Raw genomic sequence first — 11,267 nt, 5'->3', positions numbered from 1 at the left:
CGTGTACGGGGGCGAGTTTCCGACAGCCGGCGAGGCGGAACGTTGGCCAAGCCCTCATGGTGTGGTCTTCAGCACGTCCAAGTCCTGTCTTCAACTGATGCTGATGTGGGCAATGATGCTCAGGACTACAGAAGGGCGTGTGTGGCGGGCATCCTCACCGGCCCCCACACGGGAAGGCGTCGAGTTCCTTGACGGTCCAACAGCACCCGGAGTACGCCGCCCATCGATTCAGCGCACGCAGCGCCGGTTCGGGTGAAGGGTTATGCCGGGCAAGGGCGACGCACCCCGGCGATGCCCGGGCATGTCGGCTTCGCCGATGGACCGCCGGACCGCGCTGATCCCGTCCGCCGTCTCCTCCTGAACCACCGCCCCCAGCCACAGGCCGCGCCCCCCGCGCGGCCACTGATCGGCACGCACCGACCCCCCCACGGCCCGTGCACCGGGACGGGGAGACGCTCTCAGCGCCCGACCCCCCTCCAATCCCCTCGCGCCCTGACGCACCCCCATGCCCCAGGCCGACCTCTGTGGAGCGACCATGCATACGAGTACACACCCCCGCGAGAGCCGACAGGACGCCGCTTCTGTTACCCCACGGAGTGCTTCGCTTCCCGGTCTGCTGGCCCGGCAGGTGGTGCGCGGACCCGACGCTCCGGCGGTGCAGGACGGCGGCAGAACCTATTCGTATCAAGAGCTTGACGACTGGTCACGGTCCATATCCCAAGCCCTCCTGAGCCGTTCCATACGCCCTGGGGACGCCGTAGCGGTCCTCGGCACGCGCTCCTGGGAGGCGACGGTCGCCATCGCCGGCATCCTGCGGGCCGGCGCGGTGTGTGTCCCCGTGGACGCGCAGTACCCGTCGGCCCGTGCCGCAGAGATGCTCACCGATGCCGGTGTGCGACTGGCCATCGCACTGCCGGGCCACGAGCCGGTGGCGGCGGCGGGCGGCGAGCAGGCGTGCTGGGACGACTTCGACGCACTGCTGCAGACGCGGCCCACCGAGGATCACGACCCGGATTTCGCGTCCTTCACGGAACGTTCGGCGGAGAACTGCGCCTATGTGCTCTTCACCTCCGGCACCACTGGACGCCCCAAGCCGGTGGCGTTCCCGCACCGCGCCGTGGCGCGACTGGCCGAGGGCGGAGCCCCCTGGTGCCCCGGCTCCGGGAAGCGCGTACTGCAGACCTTCGGCCTCTCCTTCGACGGCTCCCTCTTCGAGATGTGGGCCACCCTGCTCAACGGCGGCTGCCTCGTCGTGGCGGACAGGGACGTACTCCTGGATACGGAGGCGCTGAGCTCCCTGCTCCGCGCCGAACGCATCACGCACGCCTTCATGACCACCAGCCTGTTCCACCACTCGGCGCGGACCAAGGCCGCGGTCTTCGGCTCCCTGGACATGGTGCTGGTAGGCGGTGAGGCCATGGACCCGGGGCTGGTGGCGGCGGTATGCGCGGCGGGGCGGCCGCGGCATCTCATCAACGGGTACGGCCCGACCGAGGGCGGCATCATGGTGAGCGCCTACGACGTCGGCCATCTGACGCCCGACGCCTCCTCGGTGCCGATCGGATGGCAGGTGGCCGCCAGCAGCTGCCACCTGCTGCGGGCCGACGGCAGCCCGGCGGGCCCGGGGGAGGAGGGCGAGATCTGCATCGGCGGGGAGGGCCTGGCCCTTGGCTATCTCAACCGGCCCGAGGAGACCGCCCGCGCCTTCTTCACACTGCGCACGAGTGCCGGCGAACGCGTACGTCTCTACCGCAGCGGTGACCTGGCCCGCCGGGGCAGCGACGGGCTGCTGGAATTCCGCGGCCGGGTGGACCGGCAGGTCAAGGTCCGCGGCTTCCGCGTCGAACTCGACGCCGTGGAGGCCCTGTTGCGTACGCACCCCGGCGTGGCCGACGCCGCGGTGATCGTCCGGGGGAACGACGGCATAGGCAAAGGGCTCAGCGCCTTCGTCACCTCTGCCGACGCCACCCGGCCGGTGCGGTCCGAAGAACTCCGCGATCACCTGGCGAGCCGGCTGCCCGTGCACGCGATACCCGCCCCCATCACCCCGCTGGAACGGATGCCGCTCACCGGCAACGGCAAGACGGACTACGCGGTGCTGCGGGACCGGGCGACCGCCCCGCCCGCGGCACACGGCGCGGCGCGACCGGCACCCGACCGGCCGGGCGACCCGGTCGCGGAGATCTGGGCGGAGGTGCTCGGCACACCGGTGTCCGACAGCACGGACTTCTTCGCCGAGGGAGGCAACTCCCTCCTCGCGGCCCAGGCCGTCACCCGCACCATCGCCGCCCTCGGCCTGACCGCCGAGGACTTCGCGCCGCTGCTGCAACGCCTGCTGGCGGCACCGGCGCTGTCCGCGTACCGCGCGGCGACCCGCACCCCGCCGTCGGGGCCGGACGACCGGGCGCAGCCGGACTTCGAAGCCGAGGCCCGCATCGAGCTGAACGTCGGCACCGGTCGGTCCGCCGCTCCGCAGCCCACCCGGGCCCGCCACATCCTGCTCACCGGAGCCACCGGCTTCGTCGGCGCGTTCCTGCTCGAACGGCTGCTGCGGGACACCGACGCCACCATCCACTGCCCGGTGCGCGCCGCAGACCGCCCGCAGGCGATGCGGCGGATCCACGCCACGATGCAGCGGTTCGGTCTCCGTCTCGGTGAACCCGGGCGGGTCCGCCCGCTGCCCGCCGAACTCGGCCGCCCCGGGCTGGGGATGGCTCCCGGTGTCCTCGACGGCTTGGCGGACGCGGTCGACCTGATCGTGCACAACGCCGCCCACGTCAACTTCCTTTACCCGTACCACCAGTTGAGGGAGGCGAACGTGGCGGCCGTCCGCTCCCTCCTCCACTTGGCGGCAGGGAGACGGATTCCCGTCCACTACGTCTCGACCACCGCGGTGCTCTCAGGAAGCGGCGCCGGGGGCATCCGGTATGTCGACGAGAGCACTCCGCTCAGCCATCCCGAGCTGATCAGCATGGGCTACCCGGAATCCAAGTGGGTGGCCGAGCGCATGCTCGGCCACGCGGCGGCGGCGGGGCTGCCGGTCACCATCCACCGGCCCTACGAGATCACCGGCCACAGCCGCACCGGCGCCTGGAACACCTCCAGCGCCATCTGCGCGGTCTTCGACGCCATCGCACACATGGGGTCGGCCCCCGCCGTCCCGCTGCCCCTCGACCTCGTGCCCGTCGACACCGTCACCGACGCGATCGTCGGCATCGCCACCCGGCTCCCGCATCTCGGGGGAGTGGTCCATCTGACCAACCCCCGGCCTGCGCTGCTCAGCGACATGGTCGACCGCATGCGTGCGGCCGGGTACGCCGTCGAGGACGTCAGCTACGAGGAGTGGACCGCCGCTCTCGTCGGTCATGTGCGCCGCAACCCCGAAGCCCCCATCGCGCCGTTCGTGCCGCTCTTCGTCACGCCGGCGAACCAGGCCGAGCACAGCGTCAAGGAGATGTACTTCGACACCGTCTTCCCCGAAGTCGGGCGCACCCGCACCGACCAGGTCTGGCCGGCCTGGCGGGACTCGTGCCCGCCCGTCGACGACAAGCTGCTCGACGGCTACCTCTCCTGCCTCCGACGCAGCGGCCTCCTCCTCGGCGCCCAGCGGGCCGCCCCGAGGGAGCGGACCCGGCTGACCCGCGCGTAGCTCCACGCCGTCGGCATCCGGTACGGCGGCATGCCGGTTGCCCCATGGCGCCGGCGCGTGTCCGCAGAGTCCCGCCTGGTCCGCGACGCTCCTCCCGGCTACCTCTGGGAGGAGCCCCAGGCACGCATCCTCGGAGGGGCCCGGCCGCGTTGCCGGGATCGTCCACGTAGACCCTCTGGAAGCACAACTCTCCGCCTGACGGCGAGCGGGCGATGGGGCTTCGCGGCCAAGCCCTCCGTCCGCGCTCCTGCGCGCTGAAGAGACGAGCCTGCCGCCCACGATCCGCAAGCCGCTCCTGGACTTGCACCGGTCGGTTCACCCTTTGCTCTGCACGGTGTGGTTCACCCACCGTGACGACACCGACGCCCCCAGGAACTCCCTCAGCGGGCTCCGTTTCTCAGGGTTCCCGCTCTTTCACCTCATCCGCGGTCTCCGGGGCAACTCCCTCCGGAGCGGGGGAAATGAGCCCTTGGCTGTGGGTGGCCCCGCAGAGGCGGCAAGAGCGGGCCGACGCCGTGACCGGCCCCCTCCGGTTGTCCGCCCGCTCCTGCCACCCGCTTGTGGCCGTCCCCCCGCCGCGCTACTGCCGCACGCCCGCCACGCAGCCCCCGCAGTTGTAGTACGTGACGTCCCAGTGATCACCCTCCTTGTAGTAGACGTTCCCACTGGCCGACTTCCACTTGGAACCGCCGATGGAGGAGAACGTCCCGGTGATGTACTTGGTCAGGCAGGTGGAGAGGCTGAAGTCGACCTTGTAGCCGTTCCAGTGGCTGTAGGTGCCGTCGGCATGGCCGGTTTCGGTGCCTCCGGTGAGGTTGATCGCGCAGCCGGTGGCGCCCCTGAGGGTGATCACCCCGTCCACCGTGGCCGAGTTGATCTGGTCGAACGAGGTGCAGGTGGAGTTGTTCCGGTCCGAGCAGCCGCCGCTGGAGGACCAGGTGATGCCGGCGGTGCGGAACTTCCCGGTGGCCTGCGCGTGGGTGAGCTTGGCGAGCAGGCCGGCATCGGGCTGACCGGAGCCGCGGGTGGCGTCGGAGGCGGGGGAGGCGGCGTACGAGGTGGGGGCGGCGCCCATGAGAGAACCCGCCGCGAGCATGACAACGCCGAAGGCGGTCGCGGCCGTACGTCGGAGCATGAGGACCTCCTGGAAGAAGGATGAGGGCTCCGAGAGTGGCCTGGCCGACGGGGTGCGTCAACAAGGTCGCCGAACCGTCATTGGATCAAGCCTTTGGCGCCGGATGAATTGCGTCACACCGCCAATGGCGGACTAAAATGGTGCAAAATACACAAAAGTGCAGTTCCGACGCTCCCTTTTCAGCCGATTTAATGCGATTCATGTCGTCACGCAACGAAGCCGCAGTGGCCTGGCGGCCGCCCCTCGTTGCCTGACGCTTCCTCAAGCCCGCGCCCCTTGGTAGACACGTTCGCATCATCCGCACGTGCACGGGAAGCGCACCATGACCGACCGCAATGCCTCTGACCAGCACATATTTGAGTTCGATCTGGCCGACCACGAGTCCAGGCGCCGAACCGAAGTGGTGGCGGCGCTGGGGGACAGCTGGGACCCGCTCGCGGTGATGGAGTCCGAGGACGAGGCCAACCGACTCCTCTACTCCGGCCTCGACGCGGAGCAGCAGGCCACCTACGACATGCTGGTCGCCGCCGGAGTCCTGCCGGCGTCCGGGCGGGACTGACCGTGCTGCCGCTCGATCCCACCGCCGACATCGGCCGCCGGGCCTGGGTGCCCTGCCCCCGGTGCGAGGATCATCAGGACTGCGCGACCTGCCTGGACGGCCGCACCTGCGGCGATCACTGGCGCTACCTCCTGACGAACAAGGGCAGCACGCTGCACCTGCAATGCCCCAACTGCACGCACCTGTGGGCCTGGCAGTCGGGCTTCGGTGCGGCCGGCCGGTCGTCGAGCTGATCGCGGCCGGGCACAGCGGCCCGACATAACCCCTCTCCCCGGGTTGAGAGTTGAACGGCATCACCCGGCCCGGGTGAACGCCTCCGCTCCGGCGACGCCCAGCTGCCGGGCCGCCGCCTCGACGGTCTGGGTGAGCCGGGTGGCGATGGCCATGAGGCCCACCGCCGGGCACGGGGGTGAGGAGACCGGCGCGACGCTGCGCACTGTCGAAGTCGACGTCCCCGACATTGCCGGGGTGATACCCGGCATCGATCACTACCGCACCGGGCCTGATGTGGTCACCGCGCAGGAACCGCGGCCGGCCGACCGCGACGATCAATACATCGGCCTCCCTGGTGACAGAGGGGAGATCCGTGGTGCGGGAGCTGTAGGTCACCGTGGCGTCGCGGGCGAGCAGCAGCATCCCGACCGGCTTCCCCAGGATCGCGCTGCGGCCGACCACGACGGCACGCCGGCCGGATCGACGTCGTAGTGCTCCAGCAGCCGCATGATGCCGCCGGGTGTGCACGAGGCGAAGCCGTCCAGGCCGAAGCTCATCGCGGCGAACGAGTGGGTGGTGACACCGTCGACGTCCTTCTCCGGGGCGATGGCCTCGAACGCCGCGCGCTCGTCGAGGTGCGGGCCGACCGGATGCTGGAGCAGGATGCCGTGCACCTCGGGATCCTGCGACAACGAGGCAATGGTGCCGCTGAGTTCGGCCTGGGTGACCGAGGCGGGCAGTGCGACATGCCGGGATCGTAGCCCGGCGCGCTCGCAGCGGTTCCGCTTCATCCGGACGTAGGTCACCGAGGCCGGGTCGACACCCACCAACACTGTGGCCAGGCACGGGCGTTGCCCGGTCCGCCGGGAGATCTCCGCCGCACGCTCGGCGGCGTGCTCGACCATACGGCGCGCGAGATCGCTGCCGTCCATGAGGATCTTGGGCCCGCCGTGCTCAACGCCTATGGATTCAGGCGTCCTTGGACGACGCGAGGTGGGCGAAGACGACCACGTTGTCGGCGTAGTCCTTGGCCTTGCGGTCGTAGGCCCCACCGCAGGTGATCAGGCGCAGTTGCGCGGACGGCGTGTCGGCGTAGACCCGGTCGTTGGGGAAGTCGGCCTTGCTGAAGGTCTCCACAGTGTCGACCTTGAACGTCGCGACGGTGCCGTCCTCCCGGGCGATGTCCACCGTACTGCCGGGCTTGAGCATGCTGAGCTGGAGGAAGACCGCGGGACCGGTCTTGGTGTCGACGTGGCCCGCGACGATGGAGGCGCCCCGCTCGCCGGGCGACGCACCGTCCTCGAACCAGCCGACCAGGTTGTTGTTGTCCGACGGAGGCGCCGCGAGTTGGCCCGACTCCTCGATGGCCAGCGGAGTGAACGGCGCGTCGACCGCGATCTCCGGAATCGAGAGCCGCGTGGGCGCGGAGCGCGGCAGCGTCGGCCCGGGGGTGGCCGAGGCGACCGCCGGGGGCCGGGACTGCGGCTTGGGGTCCGCGGTGGTCTCGAACGAGTTGTAGACGAGGAGGGCGCCCAGTCCGACGGCCACGGCGGGCCACATCAGGGAACGGCCGGGCGGACGATGGGCTGTCGTGGTCCGGGGGGAGTTCTGCTGCGCGGACATGAACGGGCCTTTCGTGAACGGAGCGGTGCGGCGTCCGGGCGCCGTCGCCTGCGGGCCGCAGGCCGGGGCCGGTGACGGGAAGCGCATCGCCGCGGCCACCGCCCGGCCGGACGGTGGCCGCGACAGCGCAGCGACCTGTGGCGGATGCGGCCCGATCAGGCCGCCGCGGCACCTGACGCGTTGCGGCGGCGCAGCATGTACGCGCCGGCGCCGAGTCCACCGATCAGCAGCACCGAGCCGGCGGCCAGGCCGCTACCGGACATGGCCAGGGCGCCGCCACCGGTGTGGACGCCACCGCGCGGCTTCTTGCCCTCCCACGACTTGTTGTGCTCGCCCTTCCACTTGTCGTGGTCGCCCTTCCAACCGCCCTCGCGGTCGCCCTTCCAGCCCTCTTCGCGGTCGTCACCGGAGGGGTAGTCGTCCTGGTCCCAGTCCTGCGTCAGCGACTTGGCCAGGGCGCCGCCGCCGGTGCGCATACCGCCGTGCGGCTTGCGGCCGTCCCGTGACTTGTCGTGGTCGTGCTTGTGGCCCTTGTGGTGCTTCCCGGACTTGTCGTGATCGCCCTTCCCGGACTTGTCGTGGTCGCTGCTGGAAGAGGACGTGCTGTCCGGGGTCCGGTCCTCGGCCGTGGTCAGGGCGTACGCGGCCGGAGCGGATATCGCGAAGGCCGCGGTGATGGCGGCCGAGGCGAACAGGGTGCGAGCAGTGCGCATGAGGGCATTTTCCTTTCGCTGCGTCTGCGAAGGCCGACGCGTCATCGGCACACGGGATCGCAGGTGCGGCGTGATCACCGTCAGCCGGATCGCGGCGCGCCACCACCGGAGAACGCCGCATTCGGGCGACACGCTGGGCTCTTCGGGTGGATAAGGGGCCGATAATCACCCGTTGAGCGGCGCGCGCTTCCACGGTGTCGGCGCCGTTGTGCGGTAAAGGGGCCGCTGATGGACCGGCGCGTGCGGGACGTTCGACGGCGTCGACATGGCCGGCCCGTCGGCCCGCCGTTCGTCGCCGGGGTACGCGCGAGCCGCCGAGCGGCGCCGGAACGGCCGGCGGATAGGGCCGAATGGCGGGCGTGGTGTCACACGATCGGCAGCTCGGGGTGTGTCGCGCGCTCCACGAGGCGCTCGATCGGTAAGCCTGGGCGCCTCAGTCGTGAAGCGCCCCGAGGCGGCGCACGCACCCGTGACGATATTGTCATTTCGTGGGTGTATGCGTGCTTTGGGGTGCTTTATTGCGCCAAAACGGTTCAACCGCGTTGTTGAAACGTTGTCCGGGTATGGAGCCTAGAGAGTTGTGGGACCGCAACGCCGTGCTGGCGGAAGCGTTTTGTCTGGGAGACGAGCGGGTGCGCGAGGCGCAGGCCAGGCTTGATGAGGCGCAGGCCGACCGATCGCGGGTGCTGGCGGCGTTTGCGGTGACCGTGGGCAGCGCCGGCGCGGTGGCCGGCCTCTTCGGATTGAACGAGCGGGAAGTGCGGGTCGCCCGGCGCACGGTGGGCAAGGACGATGCCCGCGCCGTTGCCGAGGAGTTGCTGGCCGGGGGGCCGACGGCGCTGATCCGGGAACCGGAGATGCCCGAGACGCCTGATTACTCTTCCGAGGTTCCGCCCGCCGCCGCCGCGCCTACGCAGACGTCCGGGACCCGGCAGTCGGCTCCGCCGCGCGAGCCGGCGAGCAGCCCTCAGGAGCAGGGGTGGTCCGCGGCGATGGATGCGGTGCTGATCGGTAGTTGGCAGACCGGGGTGGATCTGCGTGAATTGGCCACCGAACTCGGCCTGGACCTGACCCGCTTGGTCAGCCGCGCCCAGCAGTTGTCCGCCCAGGGCCGATTCCCCGGTCATGAGGGTCACGCGGGACGTCATCGCCGCGGCCCCGGTGAGATGCACGAAGCCGAATACGCCATCCCTGCCCAGCAGACGGCGGCATGGAATGCGGCGCCCGCTGCGCACGCGATGCAGTCCGCCTGGTACCAGGGCACGGTGCCGGCGGGGGAGACGGTCCAGGACGTGGCGCTCGCCCCGGACTGGGACAACGCCCTCGCTCCGTGGGGCACGATCGCTTCCCCTTACGAGGAGGCCGCGGCCTCCCCCCAGCCTTGGACCCAGTACCACCTCAGCTCCTGATGTACCGCAGGGCCCGGCAGGAGCCGTAGTGCCTGCGGCGCGGCGACCGTAGGGACGGAGGCGGGGGAGGGGTGGAGGGGGCATGGGTCGGATCCTCCCTTCACCCACGGATAGCGTCAACGCGTGGTTGACGACCGCGGATCGACAACCTACGGTTGACGCATGACGAATCCTCTTCCCATGAACCCTCAGGTGCGCCTCGACGATCTGATCGAGGCGATCAAGAAGGTCCACCCCGACGCCCTCGACCAGCTCTCCGACGCGGTCCTCGCCGCGGACCATCTCGGCGACGTCGCCGACCATCTGATCGGCCACTTCGTCGATCAGGCGCGGCGCTCCGGTGCCTCCTGGACCGAGATCGGCCGGAGCATGGGCGTGACCAAGCAGGCAGCTCAGAAGCGGTTTGTCCCCAAGGACCCCGGCGGCCCCTCGGACCTCGACCCGAGCCAGGGCTTCAGCCGGTTCACGCCACGGGCGCGGAACGTCGTGGTGGCCGCGCAGGACGAGGCCCGGGCGGCGGGTGACAACGAGATCCGCCCGGCGCACCTGGTGCTGGGGCTGCTGAACGAGCCGAACGCGCTCGCCGCCAAGTTGATGGTCGCGCAGGGCGTGCCCCTGGAGACGGCGCGGGAGGCCGTGACGGAGACGCTGCCGCCGGCGGCCGGGACGGTGCCCGAGCTCATCCCGTACGACACCCAGGCGCGCAAGGCGCTGGAGCTCACGTTCCGGGAGGCCCTGCGGATGGGGCACAACTACGTCGGCACGGAGCACGTCCTGCTGGCGCTGCTGGAGCTCGAAGGGGGCGAGGGCGTCCTCGCCGGTCTCGGCCTCGACAAGGCGGCGACCGGGGACCGTATCTCCGAAGCGATCGCGGCGGCCCTTGCGGCGGAAGAGCCGGAGTGACCTCGGGCTGACGTGGTGTCATGCCGCGGGAAAGGCTGGGCGCATGATGGTTCCGGCTGCGCAGACCCTGGGCGCCGGGCTCGCGGGAGTCTCACGGCTGTGGTGTCTGGGCCGCGGGGCTCCCGCTCGCGGTGGCGTTGTCGCTCTCGGGTCCGGACGCTGCCCACCGTCCTTCGGTGGCAAGGCGGTTGGGGGGATCGACCGCGTGCGGCGGTGCCGGGGTCAGCGGGTCAGCCGGACGCGGTAGGAGTACAGCTCGGGCAGGAAGTAGCTGATCGCCAGCTCGACGCGGCGGCCCTCGGAGGTCGTGTAGAGGCGGTCGATCCGCAGCAGCGGATGCTGTGGCTCGCATTTCAGCTGCTCGGCGACGACGTCCGGGGCCGGGGCGACCGTGATGCTCTGCTCGGCCCCGGTGATGGGCTGCTCCAGCCGGTCGTCGAGAAGGCCGATGATGGTGAAGGTGCTGGTCGCGCCCGTTTCCGTCAGCTGGTCGACGGAGGCCAGGGTCTCGCCGACGTCCGTCGGCAGCCACACCGTGGTGTGACAGAACGGCACCTCGTCGTGCAGCCGCCGGAAGGCGAGCGTGTGCACCATGTCGCTGTCCAGTCGCAGCCGCCCGGCGGCGTCGATGTCCACGCGCCGCCGCAATGGGCCGGTCAGCTGCATGGTGGTGTCGATGGACAGCCCCATCAGGTCGTCCACCGAGCCGAACTTGCGCAGGTAGCGGCCGTCGCGCGGGGCGGCGAACGTCCCGCGCCCCGGGACCCGGTAGACCAGGCCCTCGGCGACCAGGTCGTGGAAGGCACGGCGTACGGTCTGGCGGCTGACCCGGTAGGTCTCGGCCAGCTCGGCCTCCGTCGGCAGCCGCACCCCTTCGGGGTAGCGGTCGTCCGCGAGGTCCGCGCGCAGATCGTTCGCCAACTGCTGGTACGCGCTCTGCCCACGGGCCGGCTTGTTGGCCATCACATCCTCGTCGCCGTTCACATCCGGGAAGGACGGCCAGCCTATCCGCCCCCGAAGGAGCAGGTCACCCGCAGGGATGCGGGGCGGCCCTTCGTGTCCG

At 70.7% G+C, this 11,267-nt stretch carries 9 protein-coding genes and 1 pseudogene; 5 read left to right on the top strand and 5 right to left on the bottom strand.

Translation table 11 applies throughout. The features are described from left to right. Nucleotides 1–535: 535 nt before the first annotated feature. Nucleotides 536–3,649, top strand: a complete 3,114-nt coding sequence (locus tag QOM21_RS04715; protein ID WP_407548455.1) for a non-ribosomal peptide synthetase — start codon at nucleotides 536–538, stop codon at nucleotides 3,647–3,649. A gap of 580 nt (nucleotides 3,650–4,229) precedes the next feature. Here the strand turns inward: QOM21_RS04715 and QOM21_RS04710 are convergent. Continuing rightward, nucleotides 4,230–4,784: a hypothetical protein gene (locus QOM21_RS04710; protein ID WP_407548453.1), complete on the bottom strand. Its 555-nt coding sequence runs from the start codon at nucleotides 4,782–4,784 to the stop codon at nucleotides 4,230–4,232. A gap of 322 nt (nucleotides 4,785–5,106) precedes the next feature. Here QOM21_RS04710 and QOM21_RS04705 point away from each other — a divergent pair, with 322 nt between their 5' ends. Continuing rightward, a complete protein-coding gene (locus tag QOM21_RS04705) occupies nucleotides 5,107–5,343 on the top strand; it encodes a DUF6400 family protein (protein WP_407548451.1) in 237 nt (78 codons plus the stop codon). A gap of 2 nt (nucleotides 5,344–5,345) precedes the next feature. Further along, nucleotides 5,346–5,576, top strand: a complete 231-nt coding sequence (locus tag QOM21_RS04700) for a hypothetical protein (RefSeq protein ID WP_407548449.1) — start codon at nucleotides 5,346–5,348, stop codon at nucleotides 5,574–5,576. A gap of 60 nt (nucleotides 5,577–5,636) precedes the next feature. Here the strand turns inward: QOM21_RS04700 and QOM21_RS04695 are convergent. The 3 genes and pseudogenes from QOM21_RS04695 to QOM21_RS04685 all read right to left on the bottom strand — a co-directional run bounded on the left by QOM21_RS04695 (nucleotide 5,637) and on the right by QOM21_RS04685 (nucleotide 7,892). Next, nucleotides 5,637–6,488 (bottom strand): annotated as a pseudogene (locus tag QOM21_RS04695) (bifunctional 5,10-methylenetetrahydrofolate dehydrogenase/5,10-methenyltetrahydrofolate cyclohydrolase). Nucleotides 6,489–6,525: 37 nt separating this feature from the next. After that, on the bottom strand, nucleotides 6,526–7,179 hold the full coding sequence (locus QOM21_RS04690) for a class F sortase (RefSeq protein ID WP_407548448.1): 654 nt from the start codon (nucleotides 7,177–7,179) through the stop codon (nucleotides 6,526–6,528). A 155-nt stretch (nucleotides 7,180–7,334) separates the two neighbouring features. After that, complete coding sequence (locus QOM21_RS04685) at nucleotides 7,335–7,892, bottom strand: hypothetical protein (protein ID WP_407548446.1); 558 nt, start codon at nucleotides 7,890–7,892, stop codon at nucleotides 7,335–7,337. 578 nt (nucleotides 7,893–8,470) lie between these two features. On the opposite strand from QOM21_RS04685, the gene QOM21_RS04680 reads away from it, so the two are divergent. Continuing rightward, nucleotides 8,471–9,301 (top strand): hypothetical protein, encoded by an 831-nt coding sequence (locus QOM21_RS04680; RefSeq protein WP_407548444.1) that lies wholly within the window; start codon nucleotides 8,471–8,473, stop codon nucleotides 9,299–9,301. A gap of 162 nt (nucleotides 9,302–9,463) precedes the next feature. Further along, nucleotides 9,464–10,204, top strand: a complete 741-nt coding sequence (locus tag QOM21_RS04675) for a Clp protease N-terminal domain-containing protein (RefSeq protein WP_407548443.1) — start codon at nucleotides 9,464–9,466, stop codon at nucleotides 10,202–10,204. A 222-nt stretch (nucleotides 10,205–10,426) separates the two neighbouring features. Here QOM21_RS04675 and QOM21_RS04670 read toward each other — a convergent pair whose 3' ends face one another. After that, a complete protein-coding gene (locus QOM21_RS04670) occupies nucleotides 10,427–11,167 on the bottom strand; it encodes a GntR family transcriptional regulator (RefSeq protein WP_407548441.1) in 741 nt (246 codons plus the stop codon). Nucleotides 11,168–11,267: the final 100 nt, after the last annotated feature.

Origin of the sequence: Streptomyces sp. Pv4-95 (assembly GCF_045782725.1) — a bacterium.
In the GTDB taxonomy this organism is placed as follows: domain Bacteria; phylum Actinomycetota; class Actinomycetes; order Streptomycetales; family Streptomycetaceae; genus Streptomyces.
The sequence above is the reverse complement of the archived record's forward strand: the minus strand, read 5'-3'. Positions and strand labels throughout refer to the sequence as shown.

Coding starts and splice junctions, on each gene's coding strand:
- QOM21_RS04690 (WP_407548448.1), bottom strand. CDS start 7,179: ATGTCCGCGCAGCAGAACTCCCCCCGGACCACGACAGCCCATCGTCCG.
- QOM21_RS04705 (WP_407548451.1), top strand. CDS start 5,107: ATGACCGACCGCAATGCCTCTGACCAGCACATATTTGAGTTCGATCTG.
- QOM21_RS04675 (WP_407548443.1), top strand. CDS start 9,464: ATGACGAATCCTCTTCCCATGAACCCTCAGGTGCGCCTCGACGATCTG.
- QOM21_RS04670 (WP_407548441.1), bottom strand. CDS start 11,167: ATGGCCAACAAGCCGGCCCGTGGGCAGAGCGCGTACCAGCAGTTGGCG.
- QOM21_RS04710 (WP_407548453.1), bottom strand. CDS start 4,784: ATGCTCCGACGTACGGCCGCGACCGCCTTCGGCGTTGTCATGCTCGCG.
- QOM21_RS04715 (WP_407548455.1), top strand. CDS start 536: ATGCATACGAGTACACACCCCCGCGAGAGCCGACAGGACGCCGCTTCT.
- QOM21_RS04685 (WP_407548446.1), bottom strand. CDS start 7,892: ATGCGCACTGCTCGCACCCTGTTCGCCTCGGCCGCCATCACCGCGGCC.